The sequence below is a fragment of the Enterobacter cloacae complex sp. SYL003 genome (assembly GCF_049236925.1).
Lineage (GTDB): Bacteria > Pseudomonadota > Gammaproteobacteria > Enterobacterales > Enterobacteriaceae > Enterobacter > Enterobacter intestinihominis.
Genome location: NZ_JBMKJK010000001.1, coordinates 224,142 through 242,673, shown reverse-complemented (window position 1 = coordinate 242,673; position 18,532 = coordinate 224,142). Strand labels below are relative to the sequence as shown.

Annotated in this window: 14 protein-coding genes; 2 read left to right on the top strand and 12 right to left on the bottom strand. The window is 53.0% G+C overall.

The window, feature by feature from the left end; all coding sequences use genetic code 11:
• Positions 1-43: 43 nt before the first annotated feature.
• From ACOT1A_RS01130 to zwf, 9 genes are all read right to left on the bottom strand, one after another.
• Entirely contained in the window at positions 44-1,438 is a 1,395-nt protein-coding gene (locus tag ACOT1A_RS01130; protein ID WP_276169817.1) for a hypothetical protein, read from the bottom strand.
• Positions 1,438-1,695: a PAAR domain-containing protein gene (locus ACOT1A_RS01125; RefSeq protein WP_022648473.1), complete on the bottom strand. Its 258-nt coding sequence runs from the start codon at positions 1,693-1,695 to the stop codon at positions 1,438-1,440. Before ACOT1A_RS01125 ends, ACOT1A_RS01130 begins: the two co-directional genes overlap by 1 nt.
• Before the next feature lie 12 nt (positions 1,696-1,707).
• Positions 1,708-2,415, bottom strand: coding sequence for a T6SS immunity protein Tli3 family protein (locus ACOT1A_RS01120; RefSeq protein WP_154846465.1), 708 nt, complete (start codon positions 2,413-2,415; stop codon positions 1,708-1,710).
• A 3-nt stretch (positions 2,416-2,418) separates the two neighbouring features.
• Positions 2,419-3,126: a T6SS immunity protein Tli3 family protein gene (locus tag ACOT1A_RS01115; RefSeq protein WP_368958402.1), complete on the bottom strand. Its 708-nt coding sequence runs from the start codon at positions 3,124-3,126 to the stop codon at positions 2,419-2,421.
• A 9-nt stretch (positions 3,127-3,135) separates the two neighbouring features.
• Positions 3,136-5,250 carry a T6SS effector phospholipase Tle3 domain-containing protein gene (locus tag ACOT1A_RS01110; RefSeq protein ID WP_400174356.1) on the bottom strand — a complete coding sequence of 705 codons (2,115 nt, stop codon included), beginning with the start codon at positions 5,248-5,250 and terminating at the stop codon, positions 3,136-3,138.
• Positions 5,247-7,760 (bottom strand): DUF2345 domain-containing protein, encoded by a 2,514-nt coding sequence (locus ACOT1A_RS01105; RefSeq protein WP_276169820.1) that lies wholly within the window; start codon positions 7,758-7,760, stop codon positions 5,247-5,249. The genes ACOT1A_RS01110 and ACOT1A_RS01105 overlap by 4 nt, the downstream gene beginning before the upstream one ends.
• Positions 7,761-8,100: 340 nt before the next feature.
• Positions 8,101-8,742, bottom strand: a complete 642-nt coding sequence (gene kdgA / locus ACOT1A_RS01100) for a bifunctional 4-hydroxy-2-oxoglutarate aldolase/2-dehydro-3-deoxy-phosphogluconate aldolase (protein ID WP_023300441.1) — start codon at positions 8,740-8,742, stop codon at positions 8,101-8,103.
• Positions 8,743-8,781: 39 nt separating this feature from the next.
• Complete coding sequence (gene edd, locus ACOT1A_RS01095) at positions 8,782-10,593, bottom strand: phosphogluconate dehydratase (protein WP_069596714.1); 1,812 nt, start codon at positions 10,591-10,593, stop codon at positions 8,782-8,784.
• 234 nt (positions 10,594-10,827) lie between these two features.
• Positions 10,828-12,303, bottom strand: coding sequence for a glucose-6-phosphate dehydrogenase (gene zwf / locus ACOT1A_RS01090; protein ID WP_022648481.1), 1,476 nt, complete (start codon positions 12,301-12,303; stop codon positions 10,828-10,830).
• Between the two features lie 354 nt (positions 12,304-12,657).
• Between zwf and ACOT1A_RS01085 the strand changes: the two genes are divergently transcribed.
• Together ACOT1A_RS01085 and pyk are read left to right on the top strand one after the other, a co-directional pair.
• Positions 12,658-13,527 carry a MurR/RpiR family transcriptional regulator gene (locus ACOT1A_RS01085; protein WP_003859769.1) on the top strand — a complete coding sequence of 290 codons (870 nt, stop codon included), beginning with the start codon at positions 12,658-12,660 and terminating at the stop codon, positions 13,525-13,527.
• 114 nt (positions 13,528-13,641) lie between these two features.
• Positions 13,642-15,084: a pyruvate kinase gene (gene pyk, locus ACOT1A_RS01080; RefSeq protein ID WP_003859767.1), complete on the top strand. Its 1,443-nt coding sequence runs from the start codon at positions 13,642-13,644 to the stop codon at positions 15,082-15,084.
• Between the two features lie 43 nt (positions 15,085-15,127).
• Here pyk and lpxM read toward each other — a convergent pair whose 3' ends face one another.
• The 3 genes from lpxM to znuA form a co-directional block, all read right to left on the bottom strand.
• On the bottom strand, positions 15,128-16,099 hold the full coding sequence (gene lpxM, locus ACOT1A_RS01075) for a lauroyl-Kdo(2)-lipid IV(A) myristoyltransferase (RefSeq protein WP_063150084.1): 972 nt from the start codon (positions 16,097-16,099) through the stop codon (positions 15,128-15,130).
• A gap of 119 nt (positions 16,100-16,218) precedes the next feature.
• On the bottom strand, positions 16,219-17,538 hold the full coding sequence (gene mepM, locus ACOT1A_RS01070; protein WP_022648483.1) for a murein DD-endopeptidase MepM: 1,320 nt from the start codon (positions 17,536-17,538) through the stop codon (positions 16,219-16,221).
• Positions 17,539-17,553: 15 nt separating this feature from the next.
• The gene (znuA, locus tag ACOT1A_RS01065; protein ID WP_032622452.1) at positions 17,554-18,498 is read right to left on the bottom strand and encodes a zinc ABC transporter substrate-binding protein ZnuA; all 945 of its coding nucleotides are present in this window, start codon (positions 18,496-18,498) and stop codon (positions 17,554-17,556) included.
• Positions 18,499-18,532: the final 34 nt, after the last annotated feature.

Genomic DNA, 18,532 nt, shown 5'->3' with positions numbered 1-18,532 from the left:
ACTAAGCGACCAGCCACATAGCATGATTAACGTTGTTTCGTTTCTATCGCTTCCATTCGTATTCCATGTCCTCGTAGGCTTCATTCGTTTTCGAGATGAAAACAAAACTACCGAGGCCTATAAAAATAACGAAGGGAATGATTATGCTCGCAATCAGTTCCCAGATTGCTGGCGGATCGTTTTGCGCCAGGAAACTGATACGATAGGCAATGAGGGATAACACGCAGAATAAAGCCGCCATCCCCGCAGGATAAAGGGGATTACTCCAGTTACACCAGGTAAGTTTTTTTGGGATAGCTGTCTTCATGGAGGAAAGCGAAGTAATACAAAATTTGTTTTTGTCTGAATAAGCTGCCAGTTGCTCCCCCTGGGCATATTTGACCGCATCCGCCGCAAATGCCAGAGCCAGCCACCGATACCCGGCACTCTTTGCGCCCAGAGAGGCATCGATATCCAGCCGTTCCACCGTGAGCGCTTTTTTGTCCAGTGCCTGCATTAATGGATATTTTTCAATACGGGACAGCCCGGTATACCAGAGATTTTTCGGCGTAAGTACCGAACCCGTCTCAAGGAAGACCGCCATTTTGTCCTCTACATCGGTCACATCAGACATAGGCTGATATAAATATACCGGTTTTTCGCCCTCCTCCCGGACATAATGACTGGTCAGCAGGAATGCACATGCATTTTCCATGCTCTTTGATTCGCCGCTTTCTTCATGTAAATGAACGATAACAATCAGCCGGTTTTCAACTCTGTAATCAGATAAGTTCATCCATTGGCTAACGATCGCGTAGTCAGGGCATTCTGTGCTGTACTCAATTTTACACGTGCTGGCCGTTTCAATACCCAACCGCTCCAGAGTGCGTCTCAGTTCATCAATGCAGGATCCACTCCCTCCGCGAACCCAGACAACGGTTTCAAAAATACGGTAGTTATAGCCCTTCAATTTTTCTGCCATCGGGTCCAGTAAGCGGTAAAACATCTGTTCATTCCTGGTCTGGTCGAAGCGATCTTCCAGCTGAATGTTAACCGGCGTTTTCGGTGCCAGCGGAAATTCGCCTTCCAGTTTCAACATATTCAGCGCGGGTTGCTCCAGGGGGGTTATTGAAGACCATGCTGCGATAGCCATATTTTTCCGCGCATACGCCTTTAAATTAATCTCCTGCTCTTTTGCTATGAATTTTCGGGTTTCAGCATAATGAATGTTGGCGTCATGAAATATGAAACTTGTAAAAACTAACAACGACACAACACAGATGGGCAGAATAACTGAAGGCACAAAAAAGAGAGCCGTAACGTGTTCCTGTTCAGGCCAGGTTAGAGCCCGGATCGCGAGGCCCATTGCGACGGCTATCACATAGAGGAAAACAATCATGACGACTGGCACAGTGGAATCCGGGTCTGGCTGTTTTTTGTATAACCACCACGCGCGCATTACGAAGCTCCCGCCACAGGTAAGGTACTTTTGATTTCACATCCACACGCCGCGCGACAGCCATCTACCACAACCCCACGGCCATGCATGGTCCAGGTTGGGTGACATTCAGTGATTGGGAACGTCCCTTTATGGAGCGGACACTGCACAAGATCATCTTTCAAGGCCACGGGCTGACCCATAAAGTCTGCCCCAGAGGCCTTAGTGACTTTTCCTCCGCTTATCAGCGGATCGTTTAACCTAATGACGCCTTTCATCGCTTTATCTCCCTATTTTCCCGCATCCATATCACAGCGCATATGATCCCAGCCGGTGTACTCCTTCACTTCGGGTACGCTGTCGGGTAAATCTTGCCAGTTAGCCTTAAATTGCTGCGTGCTGTGCTTAAGCCCCTGCTTAGTCATATAGACCATTCCCCAGGCCCAGCCAGGGAAACGGGGGTCCAGCGTATCGCTTACTTTATTTCCCATTCCGTCATCCACGGTATAGGCAATCCCCGGCCCACCGGGCAGAATGCGCGGGTCTTCAAATGGTTTTGACGACATGTACAGCCGGTGCTTGGTTAGTAAAAAGCCCTGATCGTTGACGACGGTGAAAGACACTGCATCTTCTGCGGGTGCTCTGTTATCTCCATTTGGTTCATTACCCGCTGGGGAAAAACCGACAGCTTTCCATGTTTCGCCATAGTCTTTCGATACATGAAACCCATCCACCTCCCAGTTAGGAATTGAGATATATCGTTCTGATGGATGAATAAACTTACGGGTAAATACTCGATAAAATTGAAAATAAGGCTGTGAATGAATACCCCTTTTCGTATCTGTATACCAGAGCTGGCCTTCACAGCCCCAGCCTTTTAACTCAAGATAACGATGATCATCGAACCGGTAAACAACCTGTGTCGGCGGTTCTTTCGCCTGGCATCCGGTTGCCAGCACAACGGACGTAGCTGCGAGAACGGTACATAATCCTTTCATCAGTTATCGCCCCGCATCCATATCACAGCGCATATGATCCCAGCCGGTGTACTCCTTCACTTCGGGTACGCTGTCGGGTAAATCTTGCCAGTTTGCCTTAAGTTGCTGCGTGCTGCCCTCAAGCCCCTGTTTAGTCATGTAGACCATTCCCCAGGCCCAGCCAGGGGAACGGGGTTCCAGCTTCCCGCTGACTTTATTTCCCATTCCGTCATCCACGGTATAGGCAATCCCCGGCCCACCGGGCAGAATGCGCGGGTCTTCAAATGGCTTTGATGACATATACAGCCGGTGCTTGGTTAGTAAAAAGCCCTGATCGTTGACGACGGTGAAAGAAATAATATCCTCATACGGCGCGTAGTCATCACCATTGGGTTCATTATGATTTGGTGAAAACGCTACAGAGCGCCACGTTTTCCCATAGTCCTTAGATACTATGAATCCACTCACTCCCCATCCCGTCAGTGCAATATATCGCTCTGATGGATGAATAAATTTACGGGTAAAGAGTCGATAAAACTGACTAACGGGTTCGGTGTGAATGCCTCGCTTAGTATCCGTGTACCAGAGTTCGCCTTCACAATCCCACCCTTTCAGTTCGAGATAACGATGATCATCGAATCGATAAACTACCTGCGTCGGCGGTTCTTTCGCCAGGCATCCGGTCACAAGCAAAATAGCAAAGGTCGTCAGGCCGATAAAAAATATTTTCATGCTCTATCCTTAAGCAAGTTGACTATCACTCATGGGCTTTGGCATATCCCATTGCAAATTTGCCACATCCTGATTTCTGATGGACAGTTCGCGAGACGGCATGGCTGGCGAGGCATTATTAAAGTGGTTTTCCACACCGTACTCCCCTTTTGGAAGCACCTCATCAGGCTTATTCATAAACCATTTCGTACGCTGTTCATCTAGCATTCCGGTACGGTAATATTCTTTAGCGGCAGGATAACCGTTCTGCGGATCGCGCCAGTCTGCCCGATGTAGCAACCCTTCCCAAAATTTCCCCGCCTGATAATCGAATGATTTGCACTGCCCAATAGCCAAATCAAACGCCATAGCGTGCGATGGCACAAATTCGCTCATCACAATAGAGGAGTGCTGGCTGTAGCCTACCGGGTCAATTTTCTGCCATTCCGCTTGCAGTTCTTCCGGTGTTTTCTTCCAGGTAAGGGTAACTAACTGAAAATCACGCGAACCTGACACCTCACCATAAATAACTTCATGCTTGCGTTCAAAACTCTCTTCTTTAAGCTCTGAAGCAGATAAAACGTGACCAGGCTGCCAGCCAATATTTTGATAGCGGTTCACAGCAAAGGTTGTCGTTACTGTGCGCTTAATGGCGCTGGCTTTGGCGGAATAGGAAATGTAGGCGTCCGGGCTGTCCGGATCGACATAATAGGTATACGGTTTATCACTGGTTTTAGGATCGTTATCCGGGTGATTATCCTCCCCCTGAAGTTTGAAAATAAAAGGTTCCGGTAACTCCTCACCATTTATCACCACATCGCGAGCGCTGTAACTGGCGTTCGTGAGAAAGGCATATTTTGCATCCCCCTCATTTCGCGGCGGTAACTCAAAGGGGTTAGCGTCAGGGATGTTTCCTACTTCACCATGCTGGTAAAACACACGCTGAAACAGATTCGGTATATCACTGGCAATATTCTGAGGAATGCCCCGCCAGCCAACCCCCTGCACATTCTCCAGCGACACGACGCCATCGTTCGGGCAAAAGTAGTTATACACTTTACCGTCGTTGCTTCGGCAATATCTGTCATCCGTTCGCAGCGGATTATCGGAAGGTTTACGCAGAGTACAGGAAGCCTCCAGGGCCAGCAATTCGCTCTCGGCCATTTTCCCGCCACCTTTCCATTGCGTATGCATCAGGCGACAGAAATTTTTAAATGTCTGCTGTCTGGCGTCGTCGGTCTGTTGATAACCCGGCTGAATATTTTCAGCCACGCGCGACTCAAGAGAATATGGTGAGTGATTAAGAATCACACAATTTACCGGATCGTATCCGGCCTGTTTCACCAGCATATTTGCCAGCATAGTAATAATCGTGCCCTGACTGTGAGCGACGATATTGATAACATCGTTTTGAGTTACTAACGGCTGACGAATCTGAATAATCAAATCCGCCAGCCGTTGAGCGGCAAAAAACTGGTAAATGCGGTGCGGGTTTTCATAAATGGGATGGGTAAAATCGCCATCATTGAAGTGCAGCGAGGCAAATCCCGCAGCGGCAACGCCGAAGCCACCGGCGCCGGGTCCCAGCATATCCGGGATCGTCGTCGTTGCGTTGGCAAAGGTCCCGCCCCCCTTGGCAAAACTCGTATCAAGTGCATTTTTAAAGTTATCGTTCTGGTACTGAAACGGCCCTTTCCCGTCATTACCCAGCGACTTTTTATTCGTCTCGTTATCTTCCTGGTACACATCATAGGGCAGATGCGCTTTGTCACTCAGCTTCCCGACCTCCTCCCGGTAGCGCTTCTGGTCCGCCCGGTAGTCAGCATGCGTAACCGGTTTATATCCCCAGTAAAACGGGATGATGGGGGAACGCCCGGGAGTGATAATTCTGTAGTCTTTCCATTCGTGGGCGTAAAAATCCTGCCGGTTGAGTCGCTTACCCAGCCCGACAAGTATTCCTTTCTCCTGATTCTGGTAAGCTTCACCCACGTCGTTCACGCCATGGACGAGGATCACAATGCCGGGCATCGGGCGCGGTATCCCGACGTTGCGCGTCTGGGCGACTTCGCCCAGGGTTTTGTGTACCGGAATATCGCCTTCTGATACCACCCGTGGAGCGTAGGGTTTTGTCTTCGCCTCCGTCATTCCATTATCTCCATTTTATAGCTGTCGAGGTCGTCAGCATCGAGCAGGGGTGAACGACCGCAGCTGTCCGTCACGCCTTCCACCACCTGTCCGGATGCACTGGTCAGCCTGAATTTTTTGTTTGCCAGAATTTGCTCCGGATCATCGCCGGCGTGCAGTTTGTAGCGAAGTTTAAAGGCGCCTTTCTCAAAGGATGGCGTCGTTACCGACACACTTTCCGGACCGTCGTATTTCAGGCTCGGCGCTTTGAGCTCAATGCCCGTCGGCGAGAAAATGGTGACCAGTCCGGTCGGGCTGATACGGATCCCGCCGCCCCCGCAGACAAACTGCATTCCCTTTCTGGCACTGCCGTTCATTTTCCCGGCGGTGCTCGTCAGCGTGAAATCCTGCTGCGACAGCATGTGCATTTCGCCCCGCTGCGCCTGCGTCGTAATATCCCCCGCACCGGCAATCATCTGGATGCCGAGTTTGCGGGCAAACATCGACAGTTTTTCCCCTACGGCCAGCGAGAATTTTTTCACCACATTCACGCTGGCATTCCCGCCCGCTGTGGCAATCAGGTCTTTCCCGGCGGAAAGTTGCAGGCTGTCCGGCGTAACCTGCGCAATTCCACTTTTTCCATATGCCAAAATACCGGGCTCCGCGAGATGACTCAGCGTCTGGCTGAGCGCATTTTGCCGATCGGTTTCCACATTACTCGCACCTGCCGTAAGCGCACTTTGTTGTAGGGTCATCGCCAGCGATAACGCCTTTTCAAGTTGTGTAATAGCCGCTGTCATATCCAGTTGCTTACCCCCCGCGCGGGGCTGTGCTTCCGTGGTGATCATCACGCCTTTGGCAGCACGCAGCGCCATCCAGTCGTCGGTGCGAGCCTCCACACCTTCCCCGCGCTTTTTGCCTTCAGCATCAACCAGGTGGCCCACACTCACTTGCCCTTTGCCGTACTCGGTAGAGATTTTGATGTGTTCCTGCCCGCGACGATCTTCAAGGCGGATCTTGTTCAACGCGGCTGTGCGGATCACGTTTCGGGTATCGTTACGGTTTGTGACTAAATCCGGGTGGCTGCCGTCGTGCATGACATGGGCGATAAAAGGTCTGTCCGGGTCGCCGCCTTCAAAACCAACAGCAACTTCAGTCCCCTCCAGCAACGGAAAGTGAATACCAAAAGTGTCACCGGCGTACGGTCTGCCGAGGCGTACCAGGGCGCTTTCAAATCCGACCCGTTTTTCATCAAGGTCAAAATCGAACTTAACCCGGTAGCGTCCAACCGCATCAAGTCCGGCATAGGTTTTATCTCCCCCGATAGCCTTCACTCTGGCGGGCACCGTTCCGGCTATCATCGGCCGGGATAAGTATTCAGGACGGAAGCTATAGCCGTGGATATAGGGGATCCCAGAAAGTACGGCGCGATAGTGTTCAGCACGGCTGCCGCGGATAGTCATCGCAGTTATCACAAACCCGGACTTAAAACCGTCAGGTACAGGCCCTGAGGGATAAAACATAATGCCTGGCTTAAGCTCGGAATCGCTGGTTGTCGCCCCCAGAAGACTCTGTCCGTTCAACAGGCGTTCATAACGCAGACGAGCGTAAAATGCGGCGGTTTCCGCCTCTTCACCGTGAAAATCCCCCGCAGCAAGATAGTGATCGGCATAGTGATAGTGTTGGCCTGTCGTTACACCTTCGGGAATATCGCTCGTTTTAACGGTCTTATCCGTCTGCGGCGATTGCGGGTCACGGTAGTTATAGGTGCGAACCAACACATTTTTTGGGATCAGGCCGTGCTGCTCCTCCAGATCGGTGATGTATTCGTTATAACTGGTCATGCCTGAATGTCGGACATAAGGCATCTGTTTGTCGCTGAAGTTGTAACGACGCGCAGAATCCCCAAAAATAACGACGGTTTCCGTTTTCACTTTGTTGTGATTCTCAAAACGGAACCAGATCCCTATCTCTGCCAGCAGCCGACGGATGAACCGCAAATCGGTTTCTTTCCACTGAACGATCATTTCCCGTCGTGGATAGCTGTGGCTCAGTTGGTCAAAATCAATGTTGTAGCCGTCAAAGTGACCACTGTCCTTCATCAGCTTTGTAACGAGCTCCGGAACTGTCATGTTCATGTAAACCGCAGAACGGTAATTTTGATCCAGCAGCGCCAGCTCATGCTCCAGCACGCATTCATACAGTGCTTCGTCACCTGAAGACATCAGCCGGGAAAATTGGGTGATCGTGCCATTAATCTGGCGAACCGGCAGCCAGGAGGTTTGCCCATGCCATGAGGCTTCCAGATTGGGTGCACGCAGAATAAACTCAGCCCTTTGATTAAGAACAGCATTAATGGCAATGTTTTGATCCGGACTGGTAAAGCGAATGGTATAGCGATAAGGCTCGCTTAATATCTCTTTTCCTGTAAAAGAATGAACATCAGAAATAACATTTTTGCTACGCGGGAAATACAATAAATATCTGTTTAACGTGTCCCACCGTTGAGCCACCTCAGATTCCCCTGACATTATTATCTATCCTTTTAACAAACATTCCGTTTATTAAAAACAATACACCTATCGCTCTCCTATTAAAATACCCAACCTCAAGTTGAATTGACACAAAGGAAGTAATATTATTCACAGAATAAATAAAAAGAGCCCAGGCAATCTCATCACAGATAAATTAAGAATGAATTATTCATCAAATATATAAGTGAGGGATTATTTAATAATGAAGAATGATACGCCTGGGGTTAGGGATATTAAAAATGTTTGTGGGGAGAAGAAGAAGAAGAACTTATACATGCTGGTCACATAAAGTGACCAGCATCAGGCCAGAGGGCCTGCTTTATGCATTGAGCATTTGTTACTGTTTCGCGCCTTCTACCGCTTCGCGAGCCAGTTTAGTAATGCGATCCCAGTCGCCTGCTTCCAGCGCATCCGCCGGAACCAGCCAGGAGCCACCGATGCACAGCACGCTTTTCAGCGCCAGGTAGTCGCGGTAGTTGGCCGGAGAGATGCCACCCGTTGGGCAGAAACGCACCTGGGAGAATGGGCCTGCAATCGCCTGCAACGCTTTGGTGCCGCCGTTCGCTTCAGCCGGGAAGAATTTAAACTCTTTCAGGCCGTAGTCCATGCCCAGCATCAATTCAGAAACGGTGCTGATACCCGGGATCAGCGGAATAGTACCTTCGGTTGCGGCTTTCAGCAGCGGCTCGGTCAGGCCCGGGCTGATGGCAAACTGTGCGCCCGCTTCGGTCACTTCCGCCAGCTGCTGCGCATTCAGAACCGTACCAGCACCGATGATCGCTTCCGGCACTTCTTTGGCGATAGCGCGAATCGCATCCATCGCACAGGCAGTACGCAGGGTCACTTCCAGAACACGAACGCCACCCGCAACCAGCGCCTTCGCCATTGGGACAGCGTGCTCCAGTTTGTTTACCACAATAACCGGCACGACAGGGCCAGTAGTCAGGATTGCTTCTGCACTTGTTTTCCAGTTTTTCATCAGAGTTTTCTCTCGCCAGATCGTTAAAATCAAGTCGTCTTAAAACGTAATACAGGTTGCGCCCTGCTCCGCACCGGAGAGTTTCTCACGCAACGCACCAAACATCTCGCGTCCGGTACCCACTCGGGATGCGCTCAGGTCAGGAATATGTGGCTGACGCGCCGTCAGCTCTGCTTCGTCCACCAGCAGGGTTAACTCGCCTGTCTGACCGTTAACGCGGATCATGTCTCCATCATGGACTTTCGCCAGCAGGCCGCCGTCGTAGGCTTCCGGGGTGACATGAATCGCTGAAGGCACTTTACCTGATGCCCCCGAGAGGCGTCCATCGGTCACCAGCGCAATTTTGAAACGGCGGTCCAATAATACACCAAGCGGCGGCATAAGTTTATGTAATTCTGGCATCCCGTTCGCTTTTGGTCCCTGATGACGCACCACGACTACGCAGTCTTTATCAAGCAGACCCGCGTCGAAGGCAGGTAAAACGTCGTGCTGGCTTTCAAACACCACCGCCGGGGCTTCGATAACCTGATTCTCTTCCGGCACGGCAGAAGTTTTCATTACGGCACGCCCAAGGTTACCGCTCAGCACTTTGGTGCCGCCGTGAGGAGAGAACGGCTGTTCGAAGGTCGCGATAACCTGAGGATCGAGCGAGTTGCTCGCCCCCTCGCGCCAGTCCAGCTCACCGTTGTTCAGCCACGGCTCAAGGGTATAGCGATGCAGGCCAAAGCCCGCCACCGTGTTGACATCCTCATGCAGCAGGCCGCCTTTCAGCAGCTCGCGCATCAGCACCGGCACGCCGCCCGCGGCCTGGAAGTGGTTAATGTCCGCCGGACCGTTCGGGTACAGACGAGCCATCAGCGGTACCACGGAAGAGATCTCGGAGAAGTCATCCCAGTTGATCAGAATGCCCGCCGCGCGCGCCATCGCGACAAGGTGCATGGTATGGTTGGTTGAACCGCCGGTCGCCAGCAGGGCGACAATCCCGTTGACGATGACTTTTTCATCCACCATTTTGCCCATTGGCATCCACTCGTTGCCGTTACCGGTCAGACGCGTCACCTGACGGGCTGCGGCTTCGGTCAGCGCTTTACGCAGTGGCGCATCCGGCTGGATGAACGACGAGCCCGGCAGCTGCATCCCCATAAACTCCACCACCATCTGGTTGGTGTTGGCCGTACCGTAGAACGTACAGGTGCCCGGCGCGTGATAGGACGCGGCTTCCGCTTCCAGCAGCGCCTGACGGTCCGCTTTTCCTTCGGCATACAGCTGGCGGATACGGACTTTTTCCTTGTTTGGCAGACCGCTTGCCATCGGGCCTGACGGCACAAAAATCGCTGGCAGATGGCCAAACGACAGCGCGGCCATCACCAGCCCCGGGACGATTTTGTCGCATACGCCCAGGTAGAGCGCGCCATCAAACATATTGTGAGAGAGGCCCACTGCCGCCGACATGGCGATCACTTCGCGGCTCAGCAGGGACAACTCCATACCGTCCTGTCCCTGAGTCACGCCATCACACATGGCCGGCACGCCGCCTGCAACCTGGCCCACCGCGTTCACGCTGTGCAGCGCATTGCGGATGATAGACGGGTAAACCTCATACGGCTGGTGGGCTGAAAGCATGTCGTTATAGGAGGTAATGATGGCGATATTGTTACGCAGCATGCTTTTCAGCGCGTCTTTATCACCAGGCTGGCAGGCGGCAAAGCCGTGGGCCAGATTCCCGCAGGCCAGCTGTGAGCGATGGACCGTTTCACTCTTCGCCTGTTCGATGCGGGCAAGGTAGGCAGCACGGGTCTCTTTCGAGCGTTCAACGATGCGTTGTGTTACGCGTAACAATGTCGGATTCATAAAAGCTCCTCTAATTTATCTGTCCAGGCTCGGGAGTTTACACAGTTTCTGACGGTTATTAACAACGCTGAAACGCCTGATATCCGGAGCACAGGGGCAAAATGTCTGAAGGGAGTGTAATAAAAAAAGCTCCGCGGGTGAATCCACGCGGAGCTTAAAAGATTAAAAATTATGCCACTTGCTGTGTTAGATCATGTTACCGGTAAAATAACACCTTTGGGCTAGAGATGGGGGTTATTCAAACTCGTTCCAGGAGCGGCCATCACGGGTGATCATCGCAACGGAGGCGACAGGTCCCCATGTTCCCGCCTGATACGGTTTTGGCGCGTCCTGGTCGGCTGCCCACGCTTCGGTGATTGAGTCCACCCACTTCCACGCCTCTTCCACTTCATCGCGGCGGACGAACAGCGCCTGGATACCACGCATGGTTTCCAGCAGCAGACGCTCGTAAGCATCGGCCAGATGCGTCTGGTTGAAAGTTTCAGAGTAACTCAGGTCGAGTTTGGTGGTTTGCAGGTTGTGTTTGTGATCAAGACCCGGCACTTTGTTCAGGATCTGAATATCCACACCCTCGTCCGGCTGTAAACGGATGGTCAGTTTGTTCTGCGGCAGTTCCTGCCAGGATTCTTTGAACAGGTTCAGTTCCGGATTTTTGAAGTAGACCACCACTTCGGAGCATTTTGCCGGCAGACGTTTCCCGGTACGCAGGTAGAACGGCACGCCGGCCCAGCGCCAGTCGTCGATATCCACGCGGATCGCCACAAACGTTTCGGTGTTGCTGGACTTGTTCGCGCCCTCTTCTTCCAGATAGCCAGGGACTTTTTTCCCCTGGGCAAAACCTGCGGTGTACTGGCCGCGCACGGTTTTCTCACGCACGTTGGAGCGGTCAATACGGCGCAGTGATTTCAGCACTTTCACTTTGGCGTCACGAATGCTGTCGGCCGTCAGATCTGACGGTGGAGACATGGCAATCATGCACAGAATTTGCAGCAGGTGGTTCTGGATCATGTCACGCATCTGGCCGGCCTGGTCGAAGTAGCCCCAGCGGCCTTCAATGCCCACCTCTTCCGCCACGGTAATTTCCACGTGGTCGATAGTGCGGTTGTCCCAGTTGTTCACAAACAAGGAGTTGGCAAAACGCAGCGCCAGCAGGTTCAGAACCGTCTCTTTACCCAGATAGTGGTCAATACGGTAAACCTGACACTCCTCAAAGAACTCGCCCACCTGGTCGTTGATTTCACGCGAGGTTGCCAGCGACGTACCCAGCGGCTTCTCCATCACCACGCGCGCCGGTTTGGCGTTCAGCTTCGCTTCGCCCAGACCTTTGCAGATGGCGCCGAAGGTGCTTGGCGGCATGGCGAAATAGTTAATGGTGACGCGATTTTCCTGGTCCAGCATTTCACCCAGACGGGTAAAGGCGCTTACATCGTTGACGTCCAGATTACAGAAATCGAGACGCCCGCTCAGCTTATCCCAAAGGCTTTCATCGATTTTCTCTTTCATGAAGGTTTCGAGCGCCTCGCGCACGACTTTGGTATAAGCCTCCTTATCCCAGTCGGCGCGCCCTACCCCAAGAATTCGGGTATCGGGATGGATCTGGCCCGCTTTTTCGAGCTGATACAGGGAAGGCAGCAATTTTCGGCGTGCAAGATCGCCTTTCGCGCCGAAAATGACCAGGTCACATGCCTGGGCTGTTTGCGTTACCGCCATGTCATTCTCCTCAGTTAGATCTCCTGGTACTCTGCCAGGTATCGTTGTAATTTTATTACAATGCACTGTACTGCTTTTACGCGTTTCCTGAAACCATTAGCGCTTAACGACGCGTGCGATACGGTGATTTTTCGTCGCGCGGGCCATTACGCCCGTCTGGTGACGCAACAAACGTCGATTCTTTGCGCAACAGGGTCAGAGCAAAACCCGACGTCGATCAAGTAATGAAAAAAAACAACAACATTTCTTGTCGACGATTACCCTTTCGGGTGTCCCGGGGGTAATATCGGCTAAATCGAATCAAGGTTTCATCTCTATGAAATCGTTTATGCCCTCATGAGCGTCTTGTTAACAATGAACATGCTGGAAAAAATCCAGTTTCAACTGGAACACCTTAGCAAATCCGAGCGCAAAGTGGCCGAAGTTATTCTCGCCGCGCCCGCTCAGGCGATTCATTCAAGCATCGCCGCTCTGGCACAGGAATCGGGCGTCAGCGAACCGACGGTCAATCGATTCTGTCGTAGTCTGGACACCCGCGGCTTTCCTGATTTTAAACTGCATCTGGCACAAAGTCTGGCAAACGGTACCCCGTATGTTAATCGCAATGTAGATGAAGACGACAGCGTTGATGCTTACACCGCAAAAATATTTGAATCGGCAATGGCCACGCTCGACCATGTTCGCCAGTCTCTGGACATGAGTTCAGTGAATCGCGCGGTCGATCTTCTTACGCAGGCCAAACGGATTGCTTTCTTTGGCCTTGGCTCGTCCGCCGCCGTGGCGCATGACGCCATGAATAAGTTCTTTCGCTTTAACGTGCCGGTGATTTACTCCGATGACATTGTGCTGCAACGCATGAGCTGTATGAATTGTAGCGAAGATGATGTCGTGGTACTCATCTCCCATACGGGCCGCACCAAGAGCCAGGTGGAGCTGGCGCAACTCGCGCGTGACAACGATGCGATGGTCATCGCCCTGACGACGGCAGGTACGCCGCTGGCCCGGGAAGCAACGCTCGCCATCACCCTGGACGTACCGGAAGACACCGACATGTACATGCCGATGGTCTCCCGCCTGGCGCAACTGACGGTCATCGACGTGCTGGCGACCGGTTTTACTTTACGCCGGGGCGCAAAATTCCGGGATAACTTGAAGCGGGTCAAGGAAGCCCTGAAAGAATCGCGTTTTGATAAAGAATTGCTTATAAAGAGCGATGTTCCCTAATAACGACGATGTACGATTTACGGCATTCGGTCCCCTCGCTACTGCCTTGCGATAGATGAAGGCCGATTCTATGTTCACGCAACACCAAAGTTGTTTCAGTCAACGGAGTATTACATGTCCAGAAGGCTTCGCAGAACCAAGATCGTCACCACCCTAGGCCCGGCCACCGACCGCGATAATAACCTCGAAAAGATTATCGCCGCGGGTGCCAACGTGGTGCGCATGAACTTCTCTCACGGTACGCCAGAAGACCATAAATTACGTGCCGACAAAGTGCGTGAAATCGCAGCTAAACTGGGCCGCCATGTTGCTATCCTCGGTGACCTGCAAGGTCCAAAAATCCGCGTATCGACCTTTAAAGAAGGCAAAGTCTTCCTCAACATCGGCGATAAATTCCTGCTGGATGCCAACCTGAGCAAAGGCGAAGGCGATAAGGAAAAAGTGGGTATCGACTACAAAGGTCTGCCTGCTGACGTTGTGCCTGGCGACATCCTGCTGCTGGACGACGGACGCGTACAGCTGAAAGTGCTGGAAGTTCAGGGTATGAAGGTGTTCACCGAAGTGACCGTCGGCGGCCCGCTCTCCAACAACAAAGGCATCAACAAACTCGGCGGTGGCCTGTCTGCCGAAGCGCTGACCGATAAAGACAAAGCGGATATCGTGACCGCAGCGCAGATCGGCGTGGATTATCTGGCCGTCTCCTTCCCCCGCTGCGGCGAAGATCTGAACTATGCTCGCCGCCTGGCGCGTGATGCAGGCTGCGATGCGAAAATCGTTGCGAAAGTGGAACGCGCTGAAGCGGTCTGCGATCAGGACGCGATGGACGACGTGATCCTGGCGTCTGACGTGGTGATGGTTGCCCGTGGTGATCTGGGCGTGGAAATTGGCGACCCTGAACTGGTCGGTATCCAGAAAGCGCTGATCCGTCGCGCGCGTCAGCTGAACCGCGCGGTGATCACCGCCACCCAGATGATGGAATCCATGATCACCAACCCAATGCCAACCCGTGCGGAAGTCATGGACGTGGCGAACGCCGTGCTGGATGGTACTGACGCGGTGATGCTGTCAGCCGAAACCGCTGCGGGTCAGTATCCGGCGGAAACCGTGGCCGCCATGGCGCGCGTCTGCCTGGGTGCGGAGAAGATCCCAAGCATTAACGTCTCCAAGCACCGCCTGGATATCCAGTTCGACAATGTGGAAGAAGCGATTGCGATGTCCGCGATGTACGCAGCCAACCACCTGAAAGGGGTCACGGCGATCATCACCATGACCGAATCTGGCCGTACCGCGCTAATGACGTCTCGCATCAGCTCCGGTCTGCCGATCTTCGCCATGTCCCGTCACGAGCGTACGCTGAACCTGACGGCGCTGTATCGCGGCGTGACGCCAGTCTACTTCGACAGCACCAATGACGGTGTGGCCGCCGCGCACGATGCTGTGAACCTGCTGCGCGACAAAGGTTATTTGGTATCCGGTGATATCGTTATCGTGACGCAGGGTGACGTGATGAGCACCATCGGCTCAACCAATACCACCCGCGTACTGACCGTAGAGTAAGCTCCGATCCCCTCTCCCCTAAGGGGAGAGGGGTGAAGGTTTTCTATTTCTTCGGGAAAAGCTCTTTACGCTTGTACGGCTCTGTTTCGCCAGGTTTACGCGTTTTGAGCAACTTCAGGATCCACGTATATTGCTCCTTATGTGGCCCCACCAGCACTTCCACCTCTTCATTCATGCGGCGTGCAATGGTGCGATCGTCCGCGGTCAGCAGATCGTCCATCGGCGGACGTACCTCAATGCTCAGGCGATGCGTTTTACCGTCATAAACCGGGAACAGCGGGATCACGCGGGCGCGGCAGACTTTCATCAGGCGACCAATCGCGGGTAGCGTAGCTTTATAGGTCGCGAAGAAATCGACAAACTCGCTGTGCTCAGGACCGTGATCCTGATCGGGCAGGTAGTAGCCCCAGTAACCCTGACGTACGGACTGAATGAAAGGCTTAATGCCATCGTTTCGGGCGTGCAGACGTCCGCCAAAGCGACGGCGCACGGTATTCCAGACGAAATCGTAGATTTTGTTTCCCTGATTATGGAACATCGCCGCCATTTTCTGGCCCTGCGACGCCATTAACATTGCCGGAATGTCGACCCCCCAACCGTGCGGCACCAGGAAAATCACTTTTTCATCATTGCGACGCATCTCGTCGATGATTTCCAGCCCTTTCCAGTCAACGCGGTCGACGATCTTTTCCGGCCCTTTTAGCGCCAGTTCCGCCATCATCGCCATGGCCTGTGGCGCGGTGGTATACATGTCATCAATGATTGCTTCGCGTTCAGCGTCGCTTTTATCCGGAAAACAGTACAGAAGGTTTATTTGCGCGCGGCGGCGTGCGCTTTTACCTAAGCGCCCTGCCAGGCGCCCCACATTGCCGAGCACCGGATCGCGGAGGGAAGCAGGTAGCAACGCCATGCCAGCAAACACGTATACGCCAAGCCAGGCGCCCCAGTTACGCGGGTGGCGAAAGGATTTTTCAAACTCGGGAATGTACTCAATATTGTTTTTTTTGGTTTCCATGCGGGTTCCAGGGTCTGGTGACGCAAAAATATATTCAGATAGTGTAGCGAGGCAGCCGTCCGCGTACAAAAGAAAAAGCCGGCGCACACTGACGCCGGCTTATTTTTGAGGGTGTTAGCTTAGTCGAATCGCAGCTGTGGCATCACCTCTTTCACCTGCGCCAGGTAATCTTTGCGATCTTTCCCGGTCAGCCCTTCGGTGCGCGGCAGTTTCGCCGTCAGCGGGTTAACCGCCTGCTGGTTGATCCACACTTCGTAGTGCAGGTGCGGGCCCGTCGACCGGCCGGTGTTACCAGACAGCGCGATGCGATCGCCACGTTTCACCTTCTGGCCCGGTTTGACCAGCAGTTTACGCAGGTGCATGTAGCGGGTGGTGTACGTGCGACCGTGACGAATAGCAACGTAATAGCCAGCAGCACCGCTGCGTTTCGCCATGACCACTTCACCATCCCCTACCGCCAGCACTGGCGTGCCCTGCGGCATGGCGAAGTCAACGCCACGGTGCGGCGCTACGCGGCCCGTTACCGGGTTCAGACGACGCGGGTTAAAGTTGGAGGAGACGCGGAACTGTTTCGCCGTTGGGAAACGCAGGAAGCCTTTTGCCAGGCCCGTACCGCTGCGGTCATAGAACTTACCGTCTTCCGCGCGAATGGCGTAGTAGTCTTTGCCGTCTGAACGCAGACGAACACCCACCAGCTGGCTCTGCTCGCGCTTACCGTCCAGCATTTCGCGGGACATCAGGACAGAGAACTGATCGCCTTTTTTCAGTTTGCGGAAATCCATCTGCCACTGCATGGCTTTGATCACCGAGCTGATTTCAGCGCTGGTCAGGCCAGCATCGCGGGCACTGGAAACAAAGCTGCCGCCGACGGTCCCTTTCATCACGCTGTTAACCCAGTCGCCCTGCTGCATTTCACTGGTCATTTTGAAACCGTTTGCGGTGCGATCGTAGGTGCGGGTTTCGCGACGGGACATCTCCCAGGTCAGACGTTGCAGATCGCCGTCGGGCGTTAAGGTCCAGGAAAGCTGCTGACCAATTTTCAGGTTACGCAGCTCTTTATCGGATGCGGCAAGCTGGCTAATGTTGCCCATGTCGATACCGTACTGGTTCAGGACGCTGCTCAGCGTATCGCCAGTAGAAACAACATATTCATGAATGCCGGTTTCATTCTGGATCTTGTCATCCAGCTCATCCTGGGGAATAGCTTCATCTTCCTGTGCGGCCTGATCGATAGGCTCGCTGGCCTCAGGCAGCAGAGAGCGGATCTCGCTCTTCTCCAGTTCGATGGTTTTAATAATAGGGGCAGAACTCGGGTGGTAAACATAGGGCCGCCAGACGGCGACCGCTAACGTGAGAACTGTAAGCGACCCCAGCATAACGCGGTGGGGTCGAGGCAGATTGTTAAATGCCAGGGCGACAGAGCGGGCTATCTGTTGCACGTATTCACTTCCTCGTTAATCTCCTTTCAGGCAGCTCGCATACTGATTCGCCAGTTGGCTGAGGAACTGCGAATAGCTCGCTTTGCTCAACTGGATGTTCGTACCTAGCGGGTCAAGGGTTCCCATGCGCACGGATGTTCCCCTGGCCACGGCTTCTACGACCGCTGGCCTGAACTGTGGCTCAGCAAAAACGCATGTCGCTTTTTGCTCAACCAACTGTGTTCTGATTTCATGTAAACGCTGCGCACCAGGCTGAATTTCAGGGTTGACGGTAAAATGCCCCAATGGGGTCAGACCGTAATGTTTCTCGTAATACCCGTAGGCATCATGAAAAACGAAGTACCCTTTTCCTTTAAGCGGTGCGAGCTCGTTACCTACCTGTTTGTCGGTTGCGGCTAATTGAGCCTCAAAATCCTTCAGGTTGGCGTCGAGTTTGATTCGACTTTGCGGCATAAGTTCCACTAATTTGTCGTGGATTGCAACCGCTGTAAGCCGCGCTATCTCTGGGGAGAGCCAGAGATGCATGTTGTATTCACCGTGATGGTGATGGTCGTCACCTTTTTCGCCATGAGCATGGTCGTGGTCGTGTTCGTCGCCCTCGTCCTCAGCCCCTTTCATCAGCAACGGTTTCACAGCGGACAGCTCACCAATCGTCACCTGTTTCTCCGCAGGGACCTGTTTAGCGGATTTCTGCATGAACGCTTCCATCTCAGGACCAATCCAGACGACTAAGTCCGCGTTCTGTAAGCGTTTTACATCAGACGGACGCAGAGAATAATCATGCTCGGAGGCCCCGTCAGGCAGAAGAACCTCTGTGTCCGTCACACCGTCGGCGATGGCAGCGGCGATAAAGCCAAGTGGTTTAAGCGAAGCGACAACGGCAGCGTTAACATCTTGTGCTGTTGTCCCCCAAAGAGCAGCGGATAAAGCTGCGAAAAGAAGCGTATTTTTCTGTAACATAATGCGACTAATCATCGTAATGAATGCGTGGAAT